Below are 26,216 nucleotides of genomic sequence, written 5' to 3' on the forward strand. Positions count from 1 at the left end.
ACCTGAATCAATCAACAGGTCGGTTCGAAGCGGCCGCTCATGATCGCGTGAAATCCCTGCTCACGATCAAATGAAATGAGCGCTCACCATCGCGTGAAATGGCTGCTCACAATCAGCGAAATGCGCACGCTATTTCGAAATGGGCTATGACGAAATAGATCCTATCTCAAAAAGATGCCGAAGACAGGCAGGGGCGTTTCGATGGAGCGACGTTTACAATGATGCTAGGACGACGGAAAGCGAACGTCGTGTTTTGGACGAGGCGGCAACCTTCGGCTCGAGGTCAGGCGTCAGCATTCCCTTGCGAGGGCCCGAATCCAGCCTCGCGATCATGAGTTTTGCTCGACCCGAGCCACAGGAGCTTCAAGATCAAACCCTGAGCTACCTTGGGAGCACTTGCCGTCAGCTTGCTCCGTCCTACCATCAGGCCTCGCCCCGGGAAGATGTCTAGCAACCCATCCCGAATGACACAGGTTTGTCGAATCTGTCACACATCGCGTCCAACTCGCTTCCTGCAGCGTTTTGGTCAAGTTCTTGAATCATAATTTCAAAAGACGCTTTTACGCTCGCTTCCGCCAGTTGGCATGAGTTTTGACCTCCCAAGGCGAAACGGCGCGAACTGCTATTTCACGTCGCGGCCGATGTGGCCGTCGCCTGACCGAGGAACTAAATTCATGTTGGCTCTGCATCGAACACATTGCGCGCGCTCAAGTCGACCGAGGCGCTGGCACTCTGGCGTGATCGATAGCCTCGGCGATTGAAGCTGGTTAGCAAATTAACCGATCGGCCTGGCAGTGCTGCTTGCGCAACCTGCGCCGATGTCACCAAGCGAGGTAGGGCTGTAGATGAAGCCATTGGTCTTGATCTGCTCACAAGACGCCGAGTTCTACCTATTCCTCAGCCACATTCTCGAAGTCGACGGCTTCTCGGCAGAGCTCATCGACGTGGAAGACGCGGTTCCCCAGGCCGCGGAGCGGGAGCCGCAGGCAGTCGTCCTGGACTGCCTGCCGGCTGGTGCCATCGGCCCGACGATTTGTGCGCGGCTGAAGAGCGAGGTGGAGGCGGGTGCAGTGCGTGTCGTGGCCCTGATCGCGCCAGGCGCCGAGCATCAGCATGTGGAGCTCATAAAGACAGGCATCGACGAAAGTTTCATGCGGCCCTTCGCGCCTGCCAAGTTGCTCGCCTATCTGCGCAGGGAACTCGCGGTAGCGCGACTCGGTCTCAATGGCAGGAACGGTCGGGAGTCGCTGAACTGTGGCCCGCTCGAAATCCGGCTTGCCAGCCACCGCGTCAACTGCAACGGCGAGCAGCTCCATTTGGGCCCGATCGAGTATAACCTGTTGTGCTACCTGATCGAAAATCCCGGGAAAGTGTGTTTCCGCGACGAACTGGTCCACGCGGCTTGGCCCCACAACATCCATGTTGGCCCGCGTACCGTCGATGTTCACATCAGTCGGCTCAGGAAGACTCTAGCGCCCCATAACTTCATCCGAACCATACGTTCAGCTGGTTATGCGCTTGAGGAGCAGGAAGACTGAACTCCCCCGCCGACAAGCCGCCGACGCCGCGGCCCCGGGAGTCGGGGGAAGGATTTGGGCTGCTTATCGACGAGGCGCTTCACTGACTACTTGGTGACAGGGTTCATCACGTTAGACGCACAGGCAGGTGCCGTCACCGCTAGCTGGTCGAACAGCGGCAAAGCTGGCCATCCTTGTTAGTAGCGATCATAGATCCCGTCGACCAATGCACATATATGCCTCTGCCCCGATTGTTGTCGTGGTATCAATGGCTGTTTTCTTACAATAATCGAAACAAACCGACCCTAAAGTCGGTTGATCCACATGTTTCGTCGCTGAGAATCTTCAAATTGATAAAGGCTTTCGACCACCTGGCACGTGCCTTGCTGGGTCCATTAAGTTGAACTGCCAATCACGCGCGTGGGCCCGCCTGCGCTTCCACAATTCGAAAAACCGATGAGCCTGCCTTTTGCGCCCCGGGATAGATGTGCCCAAGCACGATCCGTGCCATTCTCCACCGATTCCGTTTTGGACACACCTCGCAAACCGATTCCGTTTCGGAAGCGCAAGACCTGTCTCGGGATCGGCCTCGATACGGGCATCGGGCTTCCGGCAGGCAGCAGACCGTGCTGGCCATGAACTTTGGGCAAACTTCGCCTGCGCACGATGCGCCGGAGGGTCGATCGGTGGGAACTGGAGACCCTCATGCCTATAGGTTCCCGTCCAACCGGATCTCGTCTCCATGATGACGCGGATCTTTCCGTATGCTGCAGTGGGATGGTGTCTGCTCCTGACTACGACCATCGGGCAGACCGATCTTCTTACCGAGGCGAAATCGCTATTCGGTCCAATTCCAAGGTATCCCCCAGCCTTGGAGCCGAATCCGGCAACCACGGAAAAGCTCGAACTGGGCAAGATGCTCTATTTCGAGACCCGAATCTCCAAAGCACACAATATCAGCTGCAACACCTGCCATAGATCGGGCGCGGCGGAGCCGATGGCCGCTCCACCTCCTTGGGCCACGATTGGCAGCATGGCGGACGGAATGCACCAACCGTGCTCAACTCGGTATTCAATACCGCTCAGTTGTGGGATGGACGCGCTGCTGACCTGAAGGAGCAAGCCGGTGGTCCCATCGCCAACCCGGTCGAGATGGGAATCACCCCCGGCGAAGCAGTGGTGCAGCTCAAAGGCATCCCAGGCTACGTCGACGCATTTGACAAAGCCTTTCCAGCCGATAGCGATTCCGTCACTTACGACAACATCGAGCAAGCCATTGCCGTATTCGAGGCTACGCTGATCACGCCCAACGCACCGTTCGACCGTTATCTCGAAGGCGACGAAAACGCGCTTGCCGCCGAACAGAAGGAAGGCCTCGCGCTTTTCATCGACAAGGGTTGCTCGTCCTGCCACCACGGCACAAACGTCGGCGGTGGCATGTATGCGCAGTTTGGCGTGGCCGAGCGGCCTGGCCAGCAATTGCTGCCGCCGGCGGACAGGGGGCGGGCGGAAGTTACCCAGAATCCGGACGATCCCTAGCTTGAGGAACGTCTCTCTTACGGCTCCCTATTTTCACAGCGGTCGGGTGTGGGACCTTGGGCAAGCGGTCACGGTGATGGGCAGGGCACAGCTCGGCATTCGACTCACACCCGAGTCAGTGGCCGAGATCGCTGCGTTCCTGAAAGCGCTCACCGGAGACCAGCCGCAGCTCACATATCTGAACTTGCCCCCAAGCGTCGCCACGACACCGAGGCCTGCCCAGCGACTACCGGTCGATGAAGGTCAGCGCTAACGAGAATCGTGCTGCTGTGGGCCTGGTGGCCGGTGGCGAAGAGCAGGCGGCCATTGCGGTAGATCTGCTTGCGAAAGCCGACGTTGTGGCTGTGAGCTTGCAGGCTCTGTCCGAGTTCGCATGGATCCTGGCCGGCCTGCGCAGGAGCTCCTCGTAGACGGGCAGCAGCCGTGGCGGGAGCGCGATTGGGTTGAAAACCTTCCTCAGGCGACTTCGCCAAGGTGAGAAAGGTAATCGGTCCAAGCGGGACCGGGCGAGTGTGGATGCCGAGCGCGCTGGCCTCGAGGAAATAATCGACCGGTTTCGCCCACGAGAGGGCAAAGCTCTGACCGTCCGTGAGTTCTGGCACAATGTAGTGATGGTTGATGTCGAACCATTTGGTCAACGTCGACACGAAGGCCGGCCTTATCGCGAATCTGTCCTTGCCACGGATGATCCCCGCGCGGACTTCAGAAAACTGCTCCTTCAGCGTCCTTTCGTCACTAGAGGCGGTAGGTGACACCCGCGCCTATCGGCCAGGGATCGAGGGCCGCCTTCCCGTCAGCTGGCCGCCAGCCACTGTGACTTCGAAGTCTGGTTTCAGCAATAGCTTCTTCACGTCAGTTGACGCCTCAGTGATGGCCCATCATGTAGTCGAACCCGACCTGCAGCGCAGTGCCGAACGTGTTCTTGACCTTGAGATCATCGGCGCTGCCGGCCTGCCTAAGATCACGCCGGCGCCGACATAGGGCTTGAAGCACCGAAATCGGTAAAATGGTACGGCAATGTCAGTGTGGGCGGCAGCAGCCATACCTTGCCGAGATTCCTCACTCCGCCGATCGAGCCTTGGCCTGTGATGTTGGCCTAGGTGGTGTTGAGGATAGCCGCGGCGCGCAGGGCAAAGGCTCTGTTGGAATGCCGTCGCGCATCTTTGGTCCATTTATCGGGTGGATGATTGCTATTCCAACAATCAATTTTACCGTCCGAATAAAATCGTATTAGAGGATCCTGAATTGCAGCGCGTTGGGTATCCTCGTCGTGATTGGTGCGTCGACTGAGGCTGCCGGAAAGAAGTCGGCGACGGCATGTGCGGGATTGTTGGTATCGTAGGGCAACAGCCCGTGTCCGAACGGTTGGTCGACGCCTTGAAGCGTCTGGAATATCGCGGCTATGATTCCGCCGGCGTTGCGACGATCACCGGGGGCGCCTTGCAGCGCAGGCGCGCTGAGGGCAAGCTCGTCAATCTCGAGACGAGACTGAAGGCAGAGCCGCTAAACGGCTCCATCGGCATCGCCCACACGCGCTGGGCAACCCACGGAGCGCCGACGGAAGGCAATGCGCACCCGCACTTTACTGGCGGTGTGGCCGTCGTTCATAACGGCATCATCGAGAATTTTGCCGAGCTGAAGGAGGAATTGACGGCGGCGGGAGCCGAGTTCCAGACCGACACCGACACGGAGGTCGTCGCGCATCTTGTGGCAAGACACCGCCAGGAGGGCATGGGGCGCGGCGAAGCCATGCATGCCATGCTGAAGCGCATCAAGGGCGCCTACGCGCTCGCCATCCTTTTTGAGGATGATCCGTCGAGCATCATCGCAGCGCGCAATGGACCACCGCTGGCAATCGGCCACGGCGACGGCGAGATGTTTCTGGCATCCGACGCGATCGCGCTTGCCCCCTTCACGAATGAAGTCACCTATCTCATCGACGGTGACTGGGCCGTAATCGGCAAGGGGGGTGCCGATATCTTCGATTTCGACGGCTACCCCGTAGAGCGTCCGCGTCAGACCTCCATGGCCGCGGCTTATCTGGCCAACAAGGGCAAACATCGCCACTTCATGGAGAAGGAAATCTACGAGCAGCCCGAGGCCATCGGCCATGTGCTCACCCATTATGTCAGCTTGATAGAGAATCGCGCCGATCCGGTTCCTAGCTTCGATTTTACCAGCATTCCGAGCCTGGCGATCTCTGCCTGCGGCACCGCCTACCTCGCCGGACTGATCGGAAAATACTGGTTCGAGCGCTATGCTCGCCTGCCAGTCGAAATCGACGTTGCGTCCGAATTTCGCTACCGCGAGATCCCGTTTTCGCCCCAGTCTGCTGCTCTTTTCATTTCGCAATCTGGCGAAACCGCCGATACGCTGGCCTCGCTGAGATACTGCAAGAAGCTTGGACTGAAAATCGGCGCCGTCGTCAATAGCGCCGAATCGAGCATCGCTCGGGAGGCCGACGCGGTCTTCCCAATCCTTGCCGGCCCGGAGATCGGCGTCGCCTCCACCAAAGCCTTCACCTGTCAGCTTGCGGTTCTTGCCGCACTTGCCATCAGCGCCGCCCGGACCCGCGGAACGGTAACCGAAAATGAGGTGCAGGCGCTGGTCCGAAGCCTCGCCGAAATGCCACGCATTATGGGCCAGGTCCTGAACAGCATCCAACCTAAGATAGAGCTTCTGGCGCGCGAATTATCCAAGTATCATGACGTCCTGTATCTTGGCCGTGGCACCAGTTTTCCACTGGCGATGGAAGGTGCGCTGAAGCTCAAGGAGATTTCCTACATCCACGCCGAGGGCTATGCGGCGGGTGAATTGAAGCACGGTCCGATCGCATTGATAGACAAGAACATGCCGGTGATCGTCATCGCGCCGTTTGATCGCTTTTTCAACAAGACCGTCTCCAACATGGAGGAAGTCGCCGCCCGTGGAGGGCGGGTTATCCTCATCACCGATGAAAAAGGAGCAACCGCATCCAAGCTCGACACCATGCACACGATCGTGCTGCCAGCTGTCGACGAGATTATCGCGCCGATGATCTTCTCGCTGCCCATACAGCTTCTTGCCTATCACACAGCGGTGTTCATGGGCACCGATGTCGACCAGCCGCGCAACCTCGCAAAATCAGTCACCGTCGAATAGGGAGACCTATCGCAAAAGCGGAAACTTTCTTGTCGCGGACCCATTGCTACATCGCAATTTTTTGATTTCCGGCCGGAAATTGCGTTGGATGTTTTGGGATGGTTACGGAGACCTGTAGGAAATCGGAAACTAACTCATTCGGTGCGGGAAGCGGCTAAGCCTCTGCGTCACAAAAATTAAGGTGCATAGGCCGTAAATTGAAACCTCCAAACTTCGGTTGAAGCGCTTGGAGGGCGGGGTGGCGCGCCAGCAGAACTGCGAGGCTAGTCTCTTGCTAGATTACGCGAATGTGGGCGTCCGCGCGCCGACTGACATCAAGATCACCTGAAACCGGTAAGTGGCGCCAACCCGTTTCCGAGTTCCGGTAACTAGACTGGGACGCCAAGGGGAAAACCGCCCTTAACGGGATGCACATGCGACATTTCGATTGCCCGCGCTTTCCTAAACAGCTGTCACTAGGAGGAAGGAAGCTAGTCCTTGGCATGCGCCTACAGCAGCCCGGCTTGCTCGGCCTCGCGGCGCAGGTTCTGGCGCGGGCGCGGGCCGATCTGCTGGATCACGAGGCCGGCGACCAGCGAGCCGAGATCGCCGCACTCCTTGAGGCTGCGTCCGGTCGTATAGCCGTAGAGGAAGCCCGCGGCGTAGAGGTCGCCGGCGCCGGTCGTGTCGACCAGTTCCTTGATCGCAGTCGCGTTTATGGTGACGGTCTCGTCGCCGCGCACGATCACCGAGCCTTTCTCAGAACGGGTGACGGCGGCTATTCTGCAGTCCTTGCGGATGGCGGCCAACGCCTCCTCGAAAGAGGAGGTCTGGTAGAGCGACTTGATCTCGTGGCTGTTGGCGAAGACGATATCGACCGTGCCGGAGCGCATCAACTCGAGGAACTCGTCGCGGTAGCGGTCGACGCAGAAGGAATCCGACAGCGTCATCGACACCTCGCGCCCGGCCGCATGCGCGAGCCTCGCGGTCTGCCGGATCGCCTCCTTGGCGCGCGGCGGATCCCACAGATAACCTTCGAAATAGGTGACCTTGGCGCCGGCGGCCTTGTCGGCCTCGACGTCTTCCGGCCCGAGTTCGACGCAGGCGCCGAGATAGGTGTTCATCGAGCGCTCGCCGTCCGGCGTGACGAAGATCATCGAGCGCGCCGTCGGCGGTTCGCCCTCGAGCGGCCCGGTATCGAAGGCCACGCCCTGGGCGTGGATGTCGTGCGTGTAGATTTCGCCCAGCGCGTCCCTCGACACCTTACCGAAGAAAGCGGCCCGTCCGCCGAAGCTCGCCACGCCAGCCGCCGTGTTGCCGGCGCTGCCGCCCGAAGCCTCGATCGCCGGTCCCATGCGGCTGTAGAGTAGCTCGGCGCGCCTCGTGTCGATGAGGTTCATCGCGCCCTTGATGATGCCGTTGGTCTCTAGGAAAGCCTCGTCGCACTGGGCGATGATGTCGACAATGGCATTGCCGATGCAAAGCACGTCATATTCCGGCATCAATGTCTCCGCCAACGACAACCGGCTTTCTGCCATGCCGGCCGGGCGCGATCAGTTGGGATGGGCTTTCAGCATGGCAATCTATTCGGCACGAGTCTCGCGGCGCTGCGAGCCTTGCATCGCGCCCTAAGTGCAAGCCTCTCCCAGGTAGACGCAGGCTCTTCGCACCCGAAGTGCTCATAGGCCGCGGCTTTGTGACCGGAAATAGATGCACCCGGCTTGACCTTGCGGACCTCAAACAGCCTTTGGGATTCCTACCATTTTTAGCGATTTGGTGTTGCAAAGCCTCTGTGAATTTTCTGGAAGCGTCTGTTACAACGCTCAACCGAAACGCAACGCTATGCCTGAGACGATCCGAGGTGGTAGCCGGCTGATGGTGCCGCGCGACGGGCGGTGCACCTATTTGACCGGTTTGCGCACTGCCGTCTGGCTGCTCTCAGTTGATTAACCGTGTCGTGAAGTAGATAACAGGTGCCCACCTTGCCGTTAAGACAGAGTGCGCGGAGACCCGAGAGGGATTGCTGGCTTGACGTTGCAGCGCCGGCAAAGTCACGCGACTGGCGCGACCATTTCCGGTCAATCTCGCCAACGCGGCAGCGCGATAGGAAAATTCCCTACTCTGCTGCCGCTCAGGCGCAACAGTCCCTGTTAGGTGGAGGCTTGTCGGGCGTCTGTGGGAATGTTCCAGATATGCATTCATCGATGGCTTTCTGGCCTCGACAGTCAGATACGAGGCGTAAGCCTCCACTCGTCTAATCCCTGGCCTCCACAGCATTTCCAACTTTGGGTTTACGCCAACGACGTCGATCGAACGGGAACATAATGTAATCCCGCACGGTCAGCGGCTCGGGCTGGTTTCGCATGCCAACCTCCGGCCACTCATTCTTTTTTGGCCAGTATGCCGTCAGAAAAATCGTATCCCAGAGGGTTGTGAAAAACCCATAGTTTCGGTGCCGGTGATGCGATTCCATCGAGTGGTGGATGCGGTGGAATTTGTTGTCGCCAATGATGTATCGAAGCGGCCCAAGATTGATGCGGGTACTAGAGTGCGAGAGATGGGCCTGGAATGTAATCAGCGTCATGGCAACGATGGGCACCACGCCAGATTCAAAATGGATCAGAGCGAGTGGCAGTGCTACCAGCGCTGCGTAAACGAGTGGTTCGGAGATGTGATGATTGCAATTCCACGCCGTCAATTCGCGGATCGAGTGGTGCGTAGCGTGAAGCCGCCAGAGGAATGGAACAGCATGCTGAGCGCGGTGCATCCAATAGTAAAAGAAATCGCCAGCAATCGCTACTAAAACCCCGGAAAGAACCGCCATTCCACTGCTGACGATTGCGTTGTCAGAGTGGAGCAAGGTCGCGAAATTGATCGTTACCAGCGGCTTTACTCCTAGCCAGGCCAGACCAACAGCGAAGAAGTGCCAAACAAACGCACCCAATCCGAGCCGAATAAGCCAATTCCGCACGCCGCGAGCGTATGAGGCAAGACTGTATCGATAGGCCGGAAAGGTGAACTCCAGCGCGGCGCAGATGGTCGCGAAGACCACCACCAGCTCGAGCGAGTTCACGAAGATCTGCGATATATGATTAAAATCGAGAATTTGCATTTGTTTGCTCCGGCGATCGTTCAAGCTGCAGGTCGGAACATCGAGGCAGTCATTTTCGTCATCAGGGCGAATCCAATCGTTAGTAGATCTCCGGCGCGGCCCGATAAATTCGAGGTCGGCACCCGAATTTGTATCCGCGCAGAAAGTACCAATTGCACGTAGCGGTCATGCAATTTGCTTTTCGTGCGCATTCAGCGGTGATTATTCCGTCGGTGCGCGGGGCATCGCCGGAGCGGACTATGCGGGGTTCTCTTGGATTGGTAAAATCGATTGTTTGGATGAGACGTATCCGTTTCCTAAATGGTCGGAAAAGACCCTTGGGCGAGTTTGCTGCCCGAGGCAACAGACTATGCGTCACTGTTGTGGCGGCAACTTGCCACGGCAAAAGAGCGTTGCAAAATCAGCGTAAGCGTCACGAGCACCGCACCGCTGGGCAGTTGGTTGAGGCAGGTCAGATGCGGGCTGCATCGCGGCGCTCACAATCAGCAGCTCGGCGCGCAGGGTGTCGACGAGGGTCATGGCGACTTGCTAAATTTTAATGCAGGCTTTTTCGAGAAGTCCGCGTCGTGCGCGATGATTTCGAACAATGGCATCGCCGATGGTTCGCCAACGGACTCCGGCCTTCTTCCATGCCGACCGGCTGAGGTCTGGTCATAGAAGGGTGTTGCGCATCCTTTTGGCGCCGGGTTTCAAGGTGCGGCGAGCCCTGCCTCGCGCCGCAAGTCGTCGGCTCTGTCAGTCCTCTCCCAGGTGAACTCGGGCTCTTCGCGACCGAAATGACCATAGGTCGCAGTCTTGCGGTAAATCGGGCGTAACAGATCGAGCATCTTGATAATGCCCTTCGGTTTGAGATCGAACAACTTAGGAATGAGCTGCTCGATTCTTCTTTCCTCGACCCTTGCTGTCCCGAAAGTATTGACCATGACGGAAACCGGACTGGCCACGCCGATCGCGTAAGCAAGCTGCACCTCGCAGACGTCCGCGAGTCCACTAGCCACCACATTCTTCGCAACATATCGGGCTGCATAGGCAGCCGAGCGGTCAACCTTGGATGGGTCCTTGCCTGAAAAGGCGCCGCCGCCGTGACGCCCCATTCCGCCATAGGAATCGACGATGATCTTGCGTCCGGTGAGGCCGCAGTCGCCGCGGGGCCCCCCGACCACGAACCGCCCTGTTGGATTGACCAGAATTCTGATGCCTTCCGTGTCCAGGTCGGTCGGCAGGACCGGCTTTATTATTTCCTCAATGACGCCCTCGCGAACCGTCTCTTGCGAAACCTGCTCATTGTGTTGCGTCGACACGACGATGGTATCCAGGGCGACGGGGCGCAAGCCCTCATAGCGCACGGAGACTTGGGATTTCACGTCAGGGCGCAACCAGCTTAGCTGTCCGGCCTTGCGGACATCTGCCTGCCTTTTCGTCAAGCCGTGGGCGAGTTGGATCGGCAAAGGCATCAGAGTATCGGTCTCGCGGCATGCATAGCCGAACATGAGGCCTTGATCTCCTGCTCCCTGTTCGAGATCTTGTCCCCGACCTTCGTCAACCCCTTGGCTAATGTCGGGTGACTGCTCGGTGAGGGCATGAATGACGGAGCAACGCCGGCCGTCAAAGCCAATCGCCTCATCGTCGTATCCAATATCAACAATCGTATCGCGGGCCACTTGGCCGTAGTCGACCGTCACATCGCTGGTAATCTCGCCAGCCAGAACGACGGTTCCTGTCTTCACCAAGGCTTCACATGTCTTCACCAGGGCTTCACAAGCGACGCGCGCCTTCGGATCGAAGCGCAAGACTGCGTCGAGGATTGCGTCCGAGATGTTGTCGGCGAGCTTATCCGGGTGTCCCGCGCCAACCGATTCGGAAGAGAAAACGAACTGCCTAGCCATGAAATGCCTCGCTTCGGGTGTTGGAGTTTGCATGGGGCATTTTGCTTAGCCCGACTTACCTGTCGGTGATGCCCGGGACCTCGAACGCAGCGCACAAGTCGGCAACGTCTTTTCGCACGCCGGCATGAACATCCGGATCGTTGGGCTGGCGACAGACCAGGTCAATGAAGGCAGCGATTTGCACCATTTCCCCCTCGCGCATGCCCATTGACGTCACTGCTGGCGACCCCAAGCGAATTCCGCTTGTAACCGCCGGATCGCGCGGATCCCCCGGCACCATATTAAAGTTCGTAATGATGCCCGCCTTTGATAATCGCTCGGCATAAGCCTTGCCCGACAGTGGTCGATCGCGCAGGTCAAGGATGAGCATGTGATTGTCGGTCCCCCCGGTAACCAGGTCATAACCTCGCTCAAGCAGCGCCTGTGCAAGAGCCTTGGCATTCTTGACGGTCTGTTCCCCGTAGATTCGGAATGCCGGGGTCGCCGCTTCCTGTAAGGCGACTGCTAGCGCAGCGATAACATTCATATGTGGCCCGCCCTGCAGGTGGGGGAAGACCGCGCGATCAATCCGCCTGGCGAGATTGTATTTGCTCTTCGGATGATAGAGCGCCTGATAACGATCTTCATTCCTCGACAAAATGAAGCCACCGCGGGGGCCGCGGATCGACTTATGAGAGGTGCTGCTGACGACGTCGCAATGGCGCACGGGATTCGGATGCGCTCCTGCCACAATCAGGCCGCTGATGTGCGCAATGTCGGCCACGAGATAGGCGTTCGCCTCCCGAGCAATTTCTGCCATTACCGCGTAATCAAAGACACGCGGATAAGCAGTTCCGCCGATCCAAATGAGCCGCGGCCGTTCCCGCTTAGCTGTCTCGCGCAAGAGGTCGTAGTCAATTTGCTGGGTCTTTTCGTGTAGTCCATAGGGGACTCGTCGGTAGTCGGTTCCGGAAAAGTTGATAGCCCAACCATGGGTCAGATGACCCCCTTCCGCAATGGGCAAGCCCATGACTTTGTCGCAGGGCTTCAAAAGCGCGCGATAGACAGCCTGATTGGCCGGCGAGCCAGAATAGGGCTGGACGTTGGCGTGCTCGCTTCCAAACAGCTTCTTCAAGCGCTCGATGGCGAGGTTCTCAAGCTCATCGACGATCTCGTTTCCCGCATAGTAGCGCGCACCTGGGTACCCCTCGGCGTACTTGTTTGTGAAAATCGACCCAGTCGCTTCGAGCACCGCCGAGGAGGCAAAGTTTTCAGAAGCGATGAGTTTGAGCGTCGTGCGCTCCTGTCGCTCTTGTCTCAGGAGCAGTTCGTGAACGCAGCTATCAACCGAGGCTAAGGAAGAGCGTCCGTAAGTGTCGGGCTGCGCGATGGCGCGCTCGCCAGAGTTGTCCATCATGGGCTCGCGCTCCAATCTATTTCACGATCAAGCAGGCTGTCCCCTTCGGCTGCTCGTTTCGCATCGCTTCGAGTCGTTGTAAGTCTCGTTCATGATGGCCATCGCAGTGGGGCAGGAGATCGACTAGCAATTGGGCCAGACCACTGTGCTTGTCTCCTGGTTTGAGATGATAGGAGCGCCACGGGCGCTGTTCGTCGCAGCAAAGAAAATCGGCTCTCGCGAGCAGCCGGACGTGTCGCACAACGCGATCGCGACGCAGATCCAAAATGTCTGCCAGCTCGCAGACTGTTAGGTCCGCATGCGCGCAAAGGCCCAGGATTCGAAGGCGATCAAAATGCGCTGCCGCCCGTAGGCGACTGACCAGTGTCATCATTGTTCAGCATCAAGCCACATTGGAAAGAATGGACACTCGTTGCACTGAATTTGTCATTTGGCGTTCTCCGCAGATGTTGCAGCTTTCGACCCAATTATCTCGTTGCTTATATCACCAACCAGACACTCTGAGCGGTCGCGTTGATACGTACTTATTTCCACGCATGTAATTGTTTCGAACCGACAGTTGATTGATTTGGAGCAACCATGACGGGAGCTCTTCTTGCCATTGCCTTTAGTCCTAGATTTCGTGCGGTTCGGCGGTCGCAGAATAGGAAGGACCGCGGTTTTGAGTCCTCTGGCTGACCTGATACGTTGAGATAAGCCTACCAATTTTAGCGATTTTGGGTTGCTAAGAGTCTATGAATTTCTTTGAAGAAACTGTTGCAATGTCTGCTCCCCGAGATGCCGATCAAGATGGGCCGAGCCGCATGGTTTCAAAACAATGGGGCAACACGATCGGGATGGAAGAATGCCGAAAAAAGCATCCTTGCGTCGAAGCGCTCCGATCGAGGTACGGGGCCTGCGGATTTTGGGCAATTGAAGACGTGCTCGACAAGATCAAGGCCAGCAGTCGCAACAGCGCTGAGATGAGCTCATAGGGCGTGAAAGCGGTTGATGGTGCTGCCCTTGGTTACGCTCCAGGCAGCGTGACCGTCGACGCCACTTCGAAGACGTCAAGCAGAATTGCCAGCCCGACGCCGCAGGCGGTCAGGATGAGGCCGGCCATGAAAATGCGGTTTGCGCGTTCGTAGACGTGGCGTCGCAGCGAACTGATGTCGAGCAACAGCGAAAGCGCCCGCATCTGCGAGGCTATGCCGACCAGGATTGGGACCACTGCGAACAGGTCGTAAAGTCGCCACGGCACCGGGTTTGCCGCCCAATGTGTGACGAAACCCAGCGAAAACGCCAGCAATATGCCGACGACGGTGATCGTGCCGTTCCGGAAGACGGTCTCGATCGGTTCTTCCTTGGGGTTGTGCTCGTCCAATCGCCTCTCTCTGCAGGTCTGCGCAGTCGTCGCCCAAATGTGAACTGATCCCCAAGATCCTTCGAAGACAGGAGATTGCCGACTTCGGGTTGGTCGCGTCATCGGGATTGATCAATGAGTCCACCTCTTGATACAGGAAATGAGCAAAACTAAGTCGGCATTGGCGCGCGATGCTGACGAAGGGGGCCAGTCCCGAGCGGGCCGCTATTGGCGCGCGATGTAGAGGGGAAACATGAAGTTCCGTCTGACAGTATCCTGGTCAGCGAGGCCGACGAGAAAGCGGCTGGCGGCATCATACAGGATATGGGTCGATTGAAAGCTCTGGAGCGTGGCCATCTGTGTTCAGGAGGGTCCGCACACTCGCTGTCAGCAAAGCAGCTCAAATGCGATCGCCGCCTTGCTCATATTCTGCGAGCCTCAAGGATCGCCGCCACTTTTGCATCGTTTAGGACAGCAATTGCGCTCGGCTCGAAGACGCGGCGACTTACGAGCGCTGCCGTGAAGAACACTTGCCATAGGGCATCCTCATGCTGACGGCTCGGGTTTGACGATGAACCATCCCACTCGGGAACTACACATCGAGCTCCCCGCCGCTTATTGTCGGCTGAACCGAAATCACCAATCCACGGACCAGAGCCACAAAAGCGGTCAGGATCCAGATGCTTTCGTCATGGGGCACCGGCCGGCGAACATGATCCTTCGAGGCGAAGCACGGGCGACTATCGCGAGCCCGATCCTCACATGGGGTTCTTCGAAATCTTTTCGAAGACTAGGAGCTTGGCCTGGAGCACGGCTTTCTCAATGGAATCCCCGATTGCCAGATACGCCGCTATCGCGCTGGCCAGGATACAGCCAGTGCCGCGCATCGATCCGGCAAGCCTGGGCATGTCGAAGCGGATGGGTTCCCGGCCGCGGCTCAACAGGATATCTGTGGACCTCGGCCCCTCCGCGTGGCCGCCCTTGACGAGCAGCGCCTGCGGCCCTTCCGCAAGCAATCGCCTTTCCTGCCGCAGCGCATCATCGTCGCCCGCGGCCAATTCCGAGCCGGTCAGCACCGCCAGTTCAATGAGGTTGGGCGTGACCAGGCGGCAAAGCGGCATGAGATCACGCTTCATGACGTCGATCGCACCCGGTTCCAGCAGTTGCCTGCCCGACGAGGAAGCCAGCACCGGATCGAGGATTGCCGGTATCTGTGGATTTTCGCGCAGCACGGCGGCTACGGCAGCGATGATCTGCGCAGTTGCGAGCATGCCGATTTTGATGGCCGCCACCGCGTTGGCCTGCAACGCCGCCCGCATTTGATCGGCCACCAGGCCGGGTGGCATGTGACGGATGTCCCCGACAGCGTGGTGCGTCTGCACCGTTACCGCGGTGACAGTAACGCAAGTGCGCAGGCCTATTGAAGAGATCGTCTCGATATCGCGCGCAATTCCGGCACCCCCGCTGGAATCCGATCCGCCAACGACAAGCACATTCACGTTTTGACTCAGCGCCATTGCTCCGTCTTTTCGATCCATTGCGCGGTGCGCGCTTCGGGATCTTGGTTCAGCGTTATGTCCGTCACCACCGCGGCGCTGTCGGCTCCGGCCTCGAAAACACCATCAAGCCGCTCGGGATTGAGACCGCCGATGGCGACCAGCGGAATGGGTGCGACGGCGTCCTTCCAGGCGCGAAGCCTCTCGAGCCCCTGCGGCGCCCATTTCATGGTCTTCAGGATGGTCGGATAGACCGGACCCAGCGCGACGTAGTCGGGGTCGGCTGCCATGGCCGTCTCCAGTTCGGCATGATCATGGGTGCTCAGTCCAAGCCTGATGCCGGCCGCCTGTATCTCGGGGAGGTTTGCGGTCCGCAGATCCTCGTGGCCGAGGTGGACGAAGTCGCAGCCCTCCTCGATGGCGAGGCGCCAATGATCGTTGACGATGAGCTGGCAATGATGCCGGGCGCACAAGGCTTTCGCTTTGCGGATTTCCGCGCGCAGCCCGTCCTCGTCCATATTCTTGATGCGGAGTTGCACCAGCCTGACGCCGAGCGGCACAAGCCGTTCGATCCAGGCGGCGCTGTCGACGATCAGATAGAAGGGATCGAGCTTCATGAAAAAACCGCCCTGCCCAATGTAGGCGTCGATGGCACGGCGACGTCGCGCGGCTCGAGCAGTCCCGAAGCATAGGCTTCGCGGCCGGCATCGACCGCCTTGCTGAAAGCGCGCGCCATGCCCACCGGGTCGGCAGCCTTGGCGACCGCCGTGTTGAGGAGCACGGCGTCAAAGCCGAGTTCCATCACTGTTGCCGCATGCGACGGCCGTCCGAGTCCAGCATCGACGATCAACGGCACGTCGGGGAGATTTCCTCGCATCGAGCGCAGCGCCATGATGTTGATCGGTCCGAGCGCCGAACCGATCGGGGCGCACCACGGCATCAGCACCTTGCAGCCCGCCTCGAGCAGCCGCTCGGCGACGACGAGGTCGTCGGTAGTGTAGGGGAATACGCTGAAGCCGTCCTCGCACAGGATGCGTGCCGCCTCGACAAGGCCAAATACATCGGGCTGCAGCGTGTCGTGGTTGCCGATCACTTCGAGCTTGATCCACGGCGTGCCGAAGACCTCTCGCGCCATCTTCGCGGTCGTCACGGCTTCCTTGACGGAATGGCAGCCGGCGGTATTGGGCAGCACCCTCACCCCGAGCGAGCGGATCAGCGACCAGAATTGCTCGCCGCCCCTGCCGCCGGCCATTTCCCGGCGCAGCGAAACGGTGACCACCGAGGTGCCCGACGCCTTGACCGCTTCGGCAAGGATCGCCGGCGAAGGATATTGGGCGGTGCCCAGCAGCAGGCGCGAGGCAAGCTTTGTCCCGAGAAGATCGAACATCGGCTAGCCTCCCTGCATGGGCGACAGGATTTCGATCCGGTCGCCATCGCTCAACCGGAATTCCGTCCGTTCGGCCGCGGGCACGACATCGCCGTTCAGCGCGGTGGCGAGCCAGCCGCCCTCATAGTCGAGTTCCTTCAAAAGGGCGGCGAGCGTCGTCGCCTCGACCTCAAGCGCTTCGCCATTGACGATCAGCTTCATTTTCAGACTCCAGGCCGGCAGATGAATTGCCGGCAGATGAATTGAAGAGAAGGCCGGCAGCCTGCTCGGCCATGGCCGGTGAAAGCAGGAAACCGTGCCGGTAGAGGCCATTGACCGTGATCGTGCCGTCCTTCCAACACTTCACCAGCGGCAGATTGTCGGGATAGGCAGGGCGCACGCCCACTCCTGTCTCGACGATTTCGGCCTCGCTGAACGCCGGATGGAGTGCATAGGCCGCATTGAGGAGCTCCATCAGCGAGCGGGCGGTGATCGGCCCATCGTGGTCGCTTTCGATCATGGTCGACCCGACCATGAAGTGATGATCGGCTCGCGGCACGATATAGATCGGATGACGCGGATGGAGGAGACGCACGGGCCGCGCGAGCGAGACATCACGCGTGCGGAGGAGCAGCATTTCGCCGCGCACGCCGCGCAGATCGTCGTCGGCCCGCGCGATGCCCGTACAGTCGATCACCTGATCGAAGTCGGAAAGGGCCATCTCGCCCGCCTCGAAAAGGAAGACGACGCCCATCGCGCGCAGCTTATCGACGAGGGCTTCGAGAGCCCGACGGGGATCGAGATGAGCTTCACCGGCAAAGAACAAGCCCTGGCGGAAGCGGCCGGCAAGATCGGGCTCGAGGGCGGCAATCGCTTCTTCGTCGACGGACTCGCAATTGCGCGTACGAGCCGCAAAACGCGCGAGCTCGGAGGCGTCGCGCGCATGGGCGACGACGAGAGTGCCGGCCCTTCTCACGAGCCCGGGCAGTGTCCTTTCCCACCAGTCGGCCGAAACCTTGCCGAGCGTGACAACCGGCTCTTCAGCGCTTTCGCGTTCGCACCAAGGGGCGAGCATGCCGCCGGCGAGCCAGGAGGCATTGCCGCCTATCTGGCTCCGAATTTCGGCAACTGTGACCGACGCACCCCGCGCGGCCAATTCATGGGCGACGGTGAGGCCTGCCACACCGGCGCCCTTGACAAGGACGCTGCGCATGGCTCAGCGCGTCTCCTGATCTTTCTGCGCCAAAGCCTGTTTTTCCGCCTCGGGCGTTTCGACGGGCATATAGAGATCGCCGCCTGCGCGATATTTCTCCGCCATGGCCGCCATCCCCTCCTTCTGGGCTTCGGCGCGGATGTCGTGGGAAATGCGCATGGAGCAGAATTTCGGCCCGCACATCGAGCAGAAATGCGCCAGCTTGTGCGCCTCCTTGGGCAAGGTTTCGTCGTGGAACGAGCGCGCCGTTTCGGGGTCGAGCGACAGGTTGAACTGGTCTTCCCAGCGGAACTCGAACCGCGCGCGGGAAAGCGCATTGTCCCTGACCTTCGCCGCAGGGTGGCCCTTGGCGAGATCGGCTGCATGCGCGGCGATCTTGTAGGTGATCACGCCGGTCTTGACGTCATTGCGGTCGGGCAGGCCGAGATGTTCCTTCGGCGTGACGTAGCAGAGCATTGCCGTGCCAAACCAGCCGATCATGGCAGCACCTATGCCGGAGGTGATGTGATCGTAGCCCGGCGCGATGTCGGTCGTCAGCGGCCCCAGCGTATAGAACGGCGCCTCGCCGCAGACGGCGAGCTGCTTGTCCATGTTCTGCTTGATCTTGTGCATCGGCACATGACCGGGCCCCTCGATCATCACCTGGCAGTCCTTGGCCCAGGCGATCTGAGTCAGCTCGCCTAGCGTTTCCAGCTCGGCGAACTGCGCGGCGTCGTTGGCGTCGGCGATCGAGCCCGGACGAAGCCCGTCGCCGAGCGAGAAGGACACGTCGTAGACGCGACAAATGTCGCAGATCTCGGCGAAGTGTTCGTAGAGGAAGCTCTCCCGGTGATGGTGCAGGCACCATTTGGCCATGATCGAGCCGCCGCGCGAGACAATGCCCGTGACCCGGTCGACGGTCAGCGGGATATAGTGCAGCCGCACGCCGGCGTGGATGGTGAAATAGTCGACGCCCTGCTCGGCCTGCTCGATCAGCGTGTCGCGGTAGACCTCCCAGGTCAGGTCTTCCGCGATGCCGCCGACCTTTTCCAGCGCCTGGTAAAGCGGCACCGTGCCGATCGGCACCGGCGCATTGCGCACGATCCATTCGCGGATGTTGTGGATGTTGCGGCCCGTCGACAGGTCCATCACCGTGTCGGCGCCCCAGCGGATCGCCCACACCATCTTCTCGACCTCTTCGGCCATCGACGAGGTGACGGCGGAGTTGCCGATATTGGCGTTGATCTTGACCAGGAAATTGCGGCCGATGATCATCGGCTCGCTCTCGGGATGATTGATGTTGGCGGGAATGATCGCCCGTCCGCGCGCCACTTCGTCGCGCACGAATTCCGGCGTCACGAAGTCGGGGATTGCCGCGCCGAAGGCTTCTCCGTCGCGCTCAAGCTTGCCGCGCAGGGCCTCGCGGCCCAGATTCTCGCGGATCGCGACGAACTCCATCTCGGGCGTGATGATGCCGGCGCGCGCATAGGCAAGCTGGGTCACCGCCTTGCCGGCTTTCGCCCGCAGGGGGCGATTGCGGATCGGAAATTCCGGCGTCAGCCGTTCGCCGGTCGCAAATCCGTTGTCCTCCGGCCTCACATGGCGGCCGTCATAGGCTTCGACATCGCCGCGCGCCGCGATCCAGTCCTGACGAAGGCGGGCAAGACCCTTTTCGATATCGGTTTCGATCGCGGGGTCGGTATAGGGGCCTGACGGGTCGTAGACCGTCACCGGCGGCTCGCCGGCAGTCGGATGGACCGCGATCTCGCGCATGGGCACCCTGATCTGCGGATGGAGGACGCCGAATTTGTGGATCTTCCGCGAGGCCGGCAGCGGTCCAGTCGATACGGTCAGGGTCAAGGCATTCATTTGAGGCTCCTTTGCTCGTTGCATTGGAGACCCAGTTCGGTGCCGGAAGGATGAAAAGACGCTTTTGGTAGGCCTGCTTGAGACAGGTCTTCGGGCATGAACGCCCACAAGCGCTTGCACCGTCCCTACGCCAGTATGAACTGGATCAGGTTCAACGGGTCACTGCGCCGCAAAGCCAGCAGTATCTCAGCCCCTTGCCGGGACTCCCCTGGTGAATGCTTTCGAATTGACCGGGCCGCCGCTATCTTGTCAAGCGCCTTCAGGCCGCGGCGCTGATCGGCTGCTGATCAAACGGGCGGAAAAGTTCGCGCACATGGCGGCGACAGATCGCGCGCCCGAGACCAGCACGGGGACGCTTGCGCCAATTAGGCCGAAAGCTTCTTCTCCCGCCTGCGCCGCGCTGAGATCGGCACCCATCATCAAGTCAGCGGTCGCTATCTTCATGCCTACGCAGCAGAGATGGCATGGCGTGAGGACAACCGCCGTTGTAAGCAATGGCGAGCAGTATCTCGCCGTCGCCAACGCCTCGCTTAATCACCCAATCAGCCGAGTGTGGACTGGATATTGGCAGCGAAGCGTGGACAAAATTTAATCGCTTTTCGCATCGAAAATCGTCTAAACGGCAACCAAATGACGGTCGACGCATTTTAAATGCGTCTAAATGCACGTTGCATATTTGCCGAAAATTGACAAATATGTGCGTTGCTTGTATGGCGCCGCCACGACAGACGGCCCAAGCCAGGGACAGGACCGGGAGAACGATGATGCCAGAGAGAGGCTTGCCGAAGAGCGCTGAACGGTGCGCCCTTCCGCGCGACATTTCCAGATTTAAAAAGCTGTACGAAAATGGTCGCGCCGTTATCAAATCGGATCCTGACAAAACCCTCGGGTATGTGTCTACCGTCGAATTGGTAAACGAGACGGTGAAAACCGCCGCGTAACCCCGTTTTTTTATTTCCTTTTAGAGGGCGAAGGTTTACCAACCTTCGCCCTCTTGCTTTGGGGCTTGGAGTTCTCGCCTGTATGATTCCGTTCGATGAAAAGAAGTTGGATGAATGGCTCGCCGACTACGAATCTTTCAACTACGCTTTCCGCGAGTTCTGTTACGCCAATTTCAAAGTGCATGGACTCGAAGCCCATTTCATTCCGAACGTCACAAAGCAGATTCACGCTCAGTGGGTGGCCGACAACCAGCAATGGCTTTCAGAGGAAACCTCTGAAAAAACGACGCGGCTGTCTCACGTAAAAATTTGTGCCCTGCTCCTTTTTAATCTGAATTCAGAGCCCTTCTTGGGCAATTTCTTCGACCACGAATATAATGAGGACGTGCCGTACGATTTCAAAGGAAGCGACGAGCAGAAAGCCACCGCTAGGCAGGACCTAATCGACGGGAGGGAATCTATCCTTGCGCTCGATTTTTGCCTCCTAATTATTAATTGGTTCGAAAGAAATCGTACGGACCGAGCCATCCCATACCGCCAACCGATGACGGCCGATATGCGCCACGATTTGCTCAATTACCTATTGGGCGGTGCCGTCGACCGAAAGGGGCTCTATCTGATATTGAAGGCTATGTATTTGCGACCGAACAGGGGCGGCGCAGCCAATTAAAGGGCGTTCATTCTTCGGCGACGGTCCCAATTCTTGGAACTTCTTATGGCACTCGCCACCTTAGCGACCAAAGTGCGGTCGCCGGCATCCCATCCCTTCGCCTCGATGACGCGCAGGGCGATTTCCCGGTTGGTTCCTTGCGGTCCGACTTGCGCCATGAGGCGCGGCAGCTCCCGCCGCTTGAAGATATAGAGTGCTTGCCCTTGGGCTTGATGTCGCGCGGATCGCCGCGATATCCGAACAGGAACAGCACTGCGTCAACGTGTGCGATCTGGGCGCCGATCGCTTCGGCCTTGGCTTTACCAGATGTGAGAGCTGCACCCGCCAGTTCAGCACGATTTGCTACCAGTGCGGATATGACGTGCGGCTCACCCATACCGCACCATACGTACGCCATTCGTTGACCCGATTCTTTTTAGGTGTGAGCTAAATAATGCCGGAAGACTGTCAAATCACCGAGCTGAAAGTTCGATTCTTGCGATGATCACGCCGTTAATCGGCACCAAAGGTTTGCGCGTAGATCGCTTCGATCTGCCTTGCCTCATCATTAGTCAGCGCGGCGAATTCCTTTTGGCGGGCGCGGTTCGATAGCTGGCCGCCATTCTGGTGGAGGAAACGGAAGAGCAGATCGATCAGCCGCTCGGGCATGTCGATAAAGGCATCCACCTGTTGCCGGAACTGATCGTAGCGCTTCAGAAACGCGGTTTCGTTGGGAAGATCCCGTTCGATGGTTCGCTGAACGCAGGCATAGAGGAATTCGGCGTGCGGGGTTGCATCAAAGAAGCGGTAGAAATCCCCGGTGTCATTCAGTACCCGGACGTTGAATTGCGGCGTCGCTTCCCAGTGGACCAATGGCAGAAGGCGCCGGGAATAGCTCTCGAGCACGCGCCGGTACTCGTCTAGCTGGTCCAGGATCGCGGCCGAGACGGGAAACACAATTCCCGGCGGATTGAATCCGTGCGTGGCAAGGATGTGATGGATTAGATAGCGGTGAATACGGCCGTTTCCGTCCTCGAATGGATGGATGTAGACAAAGCCGAAGGCAAGGATAGCGGCGGCGATGACTGCATCAAGGTTTTGCGCGGGGCCTTGATCGAAGGCCTCCATCCCATCAATCAGCCGCGGCAGGTCCTCAGGCCGAGCGCTGATGTGATCGGGCAGGGGCATGCGATTCTCCCTGTCATGCTCACCGACGAAGCCTCCCTCCTTTCGAAAGCCAAGTCTAACGAATCGGGCATCGCCGAGGACAATTCTTTGCAGTCGAAGCAGCTCATCGCGATCAATCGGTTGCCGACCAGCTTCGGCGATAGCGCGGCCCCAGCGTTGGATGCGATCTTCCGGCGGGCGCTCGCCCTCGATCGCGTAGCTTGATCGGGAGTCTTTGAGCAAAAGAAAGGCGGCGGTCCGAGCAAGGAGGTCGCGCGGCACGTCCGCTACGATTGCCTCCGCGCGTCGCGGCAGCTCAAGGTCGATGAATTTTTCGAGCGTCTTGGTGCGGAATACCAGAGGGCAGAACTCAGGCGTACCGGGGAGATTTTCCTTTACGCGGTAGCGCGAGACGGTTTTCTCGGGTCCGGACCACTGCATCTCGGGATCGAGGACCGGAACATAGCGTCCGGCATCAGCATCTGGGAGATCGAGACGGGCGCCTGTCAGCCATTCATATAAAAACCAGATCCGGCGGGCATAACTGCCGCTCGGGCTTTCACGGACCAGCGCCTCGATCGGCGCGGGACCGGTCACCTGGAAGAGCCGCTTGAGGACGGCAAGGTCGAGCCCTTCGTACTTAAGCGCGAAGGTCAGGTGGCCTTCGAGGGTTGCATGTGGAGCATGGCGGGGCGTCATGATCCGCCAGCCATTCCGTTCGCTGATGCGATGATGCTGGCCGGTGGCGGACAACGTTCGCGGCAAGGGCACGGCGAGATCGTAGGCTCCGATCAAGGCGCTGTAGCCGGCCGGCGTCGCCGTCTCGGGAAGCCGAATTTCCTGAAAAACGATAACAGGGCCTGAAAATTGGTTCTGCTGCGCCGCTGCCACGAAAATTGGGGTCCCCTTCTTGTCCAAAGCGACTAGCAGTCTAGAAGTCTATAACCTATTCCCTGAAAATTGATGCTGCAAGCCACACTTTGCCGAAAACGGATTCTGCTGAGTGTCTCGCTCAAAGATTTCCGCCTACTCGGGCGACGACTGGCCGTCTCAACACAGGTGGCAGCGGCCGAACGTCATTGTCGGAGCGAAACGACCGCCGCGATGAGTAACGTCAATCCCGTTTCGGCGCCGCATTTGCGGGATCGTGAAATCGTCATCGACAAACGGTCACCTCGCGACCCATTGCCTGGACCGGCGGGAGAAACCGCCATCGCCTCAAGGAACTGGGCTACGAGGGCGGTGCTTGTCTGGGTAGTCGCTCACGGCAACTCGGTCTCAGTAATGCTGGACGCGTCGGGATTCCCCACGGTCGAACGCCGCCATGCGGCGGATCGGTGATGAAGCCGCTGCTCGGCCGCGTCCAACGACGTTGTATCTGAGCCGACGGCGAACCCAGGACTTCCTTGCAGGACCGAAACAGGCTCATGCGTGCCGCAGCTATGAGCGCCCGAGCATGAATGTCGCCTGCACATTCGCCCATGTCCGGATCTCGAACGTCATCCGGCCTGTGATCGAGGCTTCCAATCTCGTCTCTCTTCCATGCGATGCTCTCTTAGAGTGTTGCGGGATTGATCCCCGCTCAATTGCCTGGATGCAACTCTTCATCCGTTAAAACGAGCGTTGGAAACGCAGAATGCCGCCGACGCTGTCGTTTTTGTCGGCGTTAGTCCAGTTCACGTTGGAAGGGTTCACCATGCCGACGCCGAAGTCGCCGCAGTGGTCATAGTCGACCTCGGCTGTTACCGTGAAATCTGGAATGAGCGTATAGGCGACGTTCATGGCGACACCATAGTTCTTGAGCTGATCACCCGAGACCTGAAGGTTGAACACAGTTGTCTCGTTGAACTGGTAAGTGGCGCCAGCCCAGAAAGCCCAGTTGCCGCCCCAAGTTTTGTAGAAGCCGCGGCCGTGAGCGTCGATTGCGTTAGCGGAATCATCGCTGAGCTTGCCATTGGAGCCGTAGCCGAACATTCCGAATAGCGACAGCTCGTTGGTGACATTGACCTCGACGCGGATTTTGCCGGCCACCGATCCGTAGTTGCTATCATAAGCGGCAACACCGGTGATCGCGCCCCACTGTTGTGTGTATTTCAGGCCGCCGACCACGTGCGGAACGTAGCTATCGACGGAGCCGGCCACGCCTTCGCCTTCTTCAAGCGAGACCACGGCCGAAAAGCCATCACCGGCGTCAAAGTAGTACTGGATGACGTTGGTTTCGAAATCACCGTAGGGAACGAGCATCGGATTGAGCACGTTGCCGGGATAGCCAATAAACATGTCGAAGGCCGACCAGTCCTTGCCAATTCGAAGGTTGCCAAGCTGGATCCAGGCGAAAGTCAGGCTGAGGTCTCTATTGGAGGCATAGTTTTGAGGACTGCCCGGATCCGAATAATCGTTGCGGTTACCAAAGTTCATGCGGGTTTCGGTGTAGGTCTTCAACGTGCCCAACTCGGTTTCCCGGTTCGTCCAGGTCTTCACTGTGAAGCGGGCATTCTTCTTCCAGGTTGCATTGGTGCTGCCGCCCACGTGGTCGGTTGCCTTTGCCCCATCCAACGAGCCGACGTCACCCAAGGCGATGTCATAGCGGACATAGCCGCCGATGCGCAGGCAGGTTTCGGTGCCTGGAATATAGAAGAAGCCTGCGCCATAGACGTCGCAGATCTTGACGTATTCGCCCGCGTCTGGCTCGGCGTCGACGGCGCGGGCATCGGAAACGGCAATCAGGGTCGCAGCTGAGCCGAGAAGAAGACTCGTGAAGTTCATTTGATCTCCGTCAAACATATAAAAGAGGAAGGACGTCGAAGAGCGGACCCTTCGCTTATCCCCGCGATCTAAAAATGAGGCGCAATGCGCTGCGCCTTTCGCAGCGCGACGAACCCGTCATGACAACGGTTCAAGAACAAAGGCGATGAAGCTAAATGATATTATCAAAAGATAGGGGCATTTATAAATATGTGAATTGCTGCAATACAGCACTGTGAATTCCCCCTTTTTGAGCCAACCGCCAAAGTTATTTCCGCCAGTTGTGGGGAGACCCTCACAACGACTTCCACAGTTGCATACGCAAGTGACGTGCCATCCTGGCGACGCAGCTGTGGCTGACACTCAAGTGTGCCGGCGGACCTTGGTTCGCGCTTCCTTTTCATTTTGGCTTGAGATCAAGCCGCGCACGAAACGCCAGGGTTTTGAATGGTTCGCGTGTTCGATACGCGACAGGTTGCGTTCAAAGGCGACAGCTTTTGTTTGTTGTGAGCCTCGATATTGAGACATCATGCGGCGGCACCGCTCGGTACGTCAGGCGGGTGCCGCACGACGCTGAAATAAGTCATGAGCGAGACTGGGCATGTGATCCTTGCAGCATGGCCACGTAAGCGTCATTTCTGTTTTCTCGATTCAACTGAACGCTTGGCGATTTTGGCCAAGGACGAGATAGTGGACTTCGAGAACGGTCTTGTTCACATACGGCGGCAGCATCGCTTCGCGATTCGCGCGGTTGCTGTCGCATTCGATGCTTTTCTCGACCGAGCTCCCCCTAACGAGGCCTAGGTGCGACGGCAACCAACACGACTGCGGACGCCCGAGAACGGGTGCTGCCAACGTGTCGACCACCTTTGACTTCGC

Annotated in this window: 19 protein-coding genes, 5 pseudogenes and 1 riboswitch; of the genes and pseudogenes, 8 read left to right on the plus strand and 16 right to left on the minus strand. The window is 58.9% G+C overall.

Annotated features, from left to right (window positions below):
* Positions 1-136: 136 nt before the first annotated feature.
* The 3 genes and pseudogenes from RFM68_RS26150 to RFM68_RS26160 all read left to right on the plus strand — a co-directional run.
* Positions 137-451 (plus strand): annotated as a pseudogene (locus RFM68_RS26150) (autoinducer binding domain-containing protein); the annotation flags it as partial.
* A gap of 394 nt (positions 452-845) precedes the next feature.
* A complete protein-coding gene (locus tag RFM68_RS26155; RefSeq protein WP_320235912.1) occupies positions 846-1,538 on the plus strand; it encodes a response regulator transcription factor in 693 nt (230 codons plus the stop codon).
* Between the two features lie 895 nt (positions 1,539-2,433).
* Positions 2,434-3,056 (plus strand): annotated as a pseudogene (locus RFM68_RS26160) (cytochrome-c peroxidase).
* Between the two features lie 388 nt (positions 3,057-3,444).
* Here the strand turns inward: RFM68_RS26160 and RFM68_RS26165 are convergent.
* Both RFM68_RS26165 and RFM68_RS26170 read right to left on the minus strand, forming a co-directional pair.
* Positions 3,445-3,694 (minus strand): annotated as a pseudogene (locus RFM68_RS26165) (5-methyltetrahydropteroyltriglutamate--homocysteine S-methyltransferase); the annotation flags it as partial.
* A gap of 97 nt (positions 3,695-3,791) precedes the next feature.
* A pseudogene (locus RFM68_RS26170) lies at positions 3,792-4,152 on the minus strand (OmpW/AlkL family protein); the annotation flags it as partial.
* A 221-nt stretch (positions 4,153-4,373) separates the two neighbouring features.
* Here RFM68_RS26170 and glmS point away from each other — a divergent pair.
* Entirely contained in the window at positions 4,374-6,197 is a 1,824-nt protein-coding gene (gene glmS / locus RFM68_RS26175) for a glutamine--fructose-6-phosphate transaminase (isomerizing) (protein ID WP_320235913.1), read from the plus strand.
* 488 nt (positions 6,198-6,685) lie between these two features.
* On the opposite strand, the gene RFM68_RS26180 is transcribed toward glmS, so the two are convergent.
* From RFM68_RS26180 to glyA, 5 genes are all read right to left on the minus strand, one after another.
* On the minus strand, positions 6,686-7,678 hold the full coding sequence (locus RFM68_RS26180; protein ID WP_320235914.1) for an adenosine kinase: 993 nt from the start codon (positions 7,676-7,678) through the stop codon (positions 6,686-6,688).
* Positions 7,679-8,430: 752 nt separating this feature from the next.
* Positions 8,431-9,288: a sterol desaturase family protein gene (locus RFM68_RS26185; protein WP_320235915.1), complete on the minus strand. Its 858-nt coding sequence runs from the start codon at positions 9,286-9,288 to the stop codon at positions 8,431-8,433.
* A gap of 354 nt (positions 9,289-9,642) precedes the next feature.
* Complete coding sequence (locus RFM68_RS26190) at positions 9,643-9,807, minus strand: hypothetical protein (protein ID WP_320235916.1); 165 nt, start codon at positions 9,805-9,807, stop codon at positions 9,643-9,645.
* A 170-nt stretch (positions 9,808-9,977) separates the two neighbouring features.
* Positions 9,978-11,174 carry a methionine adenosyltransferase gene (gene metK / locus RFM68_RS26195; protein ID WP_320235917.1) on the minus strand — a complete coding sequence of 399 codons (1,197 nt, stop codon included), beginning with the start codon at positions 11,172-11,174 and terminating at the stop codon, positions 9,978-9,980.
* Positions 11,175-11,229: 55 nt separating this feature from the next.
* Complete coding sequence (glyA, locus tag RFM68_RS26200; RefSeq protein ID WP_320236005.1) at positions 11,230-12,567, minus strand: serine hydroxymethyltransferase; 1,338 nt, start codon at positions 12,565-12,567, stop codon at positions 11,230-11,232.
* Positions 12,568-13,304: 737 nt separating this feature from the next.
* Here glyA and RFM68_RS26205 point away from each other — a divergent pair.
* Complete coding sequence (locus RFM68_RS26205; RefSeq protein ID WP_320235918.1) at positions 13,305-13,544, plus strand: hypothetical protein; 240 nt, start codon at positions 13,305-13,307, stop codon at positions 13,542-13,544.
* Between the two features lie 32 nt (positions 13,545-13,576).
* Here RFM68_RS26205 and RFM68_RS26210 read toward each other — a convergent pair whose 3' ends face one another.
* From RFM68_RS26210 to thiC, 7 genes are all read right to left on the minus strand, one after another.
* Entirely contained in the window at positions 13,577-13,933 is a 357-nt protein-coding gene (locus RFM68_RS26210; RefSeq protein WP_320235919.1) for a hypothetical protein, read from the minus strand.
* A gap of 737 nt (positions 13,934-14,670) precedes the next feature.
* The gene (locus RFM68_RS26215; RefSeq protein WP_320235920.1) at positions 14,671-15,429 is read right to left on the minus strand and encodes a hydroxymethylpyrimidine/phosphomethylpyrimidine kinase; all 759 of its coding nucleotides are present in this window, start codon (positions 15,427-15,429) and stop codon (positions 14,671-14,673) included.
* Complete coding sequence (locus RFM68_RS26220) at positions 15,420-16,025, minus strand: thiamine phosphate synthase (RefSeq protein ID WP_320235921.1); 606 nt, start codon at positions 16,023-16,025, stop codon at positions 15,420-15,422. Before RFM68_RS26220 ends, RFM68_RS26215 begins: the two co-directional genes overlap by 10 nt.
* Complete coding sequence (locus tag RFM68_RS26225) at positions 16,022-16,795, minus strand: thiazole synthase (RefSeq protein ID WP_320235922.1); 774 nt, start codon at positions 16,793-16,795, stop codon at positions 16,022-16,024. Before RFM68_RS26225 ends, RFM68_RS26220 begins: the two co-directional genes overlap by 4 nt.
* 3 nt (positions 16,796-16,798) lie before the next feature.
* Complete coding sequence (gene thiS, locus RFM68_RS26230) at positions 16,799-16,996, minus strand: sulfur carrier protein ThiS (protein ID WP_320235923.1); 198 nt, start codon at positions 16,994-16,996, stop codon at positions 16,799-16,801.
* Complete coding sequence (thiO, locus tag RFM68_RS26235; RefSeq protein WP_320235924.1) at positions 16,965-17,987, minus strand: glycine oxidase ThiO; 1,023 nt, start codon at positions 17,985-17,987, stop codon at positions 16,965-16,967. Before thiO ends, thiS begins: the two co-directional genes overlap by 32 nt.
* A gap of 3 nt (positions 17,988-17,990) precedes the next feature.
* On the minus strand, positions 17,991-19,835 hold the full coding sequence (thiC, locus tag RFM68_RS26240) for a phosphomethylpyrimidine synthase ThiC (RefSeq protein WP_320235925.1): 1,845 nt from the start codon (positions 19,833-19,835) through the stop codon (positions 17,991-17,993).
* Between the two features lie 104 nt (positions 19,836-19,939).
* Positions 19,940-20,055, minus strand: a riboswitch (TPP riboswitch).
* A 128-nt stretch (positions 20,056-20,183) separates the two neighbouring features.
* Between thiC and RFM68_RS26245 the strand changes: the two are divergent.
* Together RFM68_RS26245 and RFM68_RS26250 are read left to right on the plus strand one after the other, a co-directional pair.
* Positions 20,184-20,427, plus strand: a pseudogene (locus tag RFM68_RS26245) (transposase); the annotation flags it as partial.
* A 431-nt stretch (positions 20,428-20,858) separates the two neighbouring features.
* The gene (locus RFM68_RS26250; RefSeq protein ID WP_320235926.1) at positions 20,859-21,446 is read left to right on the plus strand and encodes a hypothetical protein; all 588 of its coding nucleotides are present in this window, start codon (positions 20,859-20,861) and stop codon (positions 21,444-21,446) included.
* Positions 21,447-21,938: 492 nt separating this feature from the next.
* Here the strand turns inward: RFM68_RS26250 and RFM68_RS26255 are convergent, their stop codons facing one another.
* Together RFM68_RS26255 and RFM68_RS26260 are read right to left on the minus strand one after the other, a co-directional pair.
* Positions 21,939-23,483: a Fic family protein gene (locus RFM68_RS26255; protein ID WP_320235927.1), complete on the minus strand. Its 1,545-nt coding sequence runs from the start codon at positions 23,481-23,483 to the stop codon at positions 21,939-21,941.
* 720 nt (positions 23,484-24,203) lie between these two features.
* Positions 24,204-25,358, minus strand: a complete 1,155-nt coding sequence (locus tag RFM68_RS26260; protein ID WP_320235928.1) for a porin — start codon at positions 25,356-25,358, stop codon at positions 24,204-24,206.
* A 564-nt stretch (positions 25,359-25,922) separates the two neighbouring features.
* On the opposite strand from RFM68_RS26260, the gene RFM68_RS26265 reads away from it, so the two are divergent.
* Positions 25,923-26,141 (plus strand): hypothetical protein, encoded by a 219-nt coding sequence (locus RFM68_RS26265; RefSeq protein WP_320235929.1) that lies wholly within the window; start codon positions 25,923-25,925, stop codon positions 26,139-26,141.
* Positions 26,142-26,216: the final 75 nt, after the last annotated feature.

This window comes from Mesorhizobium montanum (genome assembly GCF_033977145.1).
In the GTDB taxonomy this organism is placed as follows: Bacteria; Pseudomonadota; Alphaproteobacteria; order Rhizobiales; family Rhizobiaceae; genus Mesorhizobium; species Mesorhizobium montanum.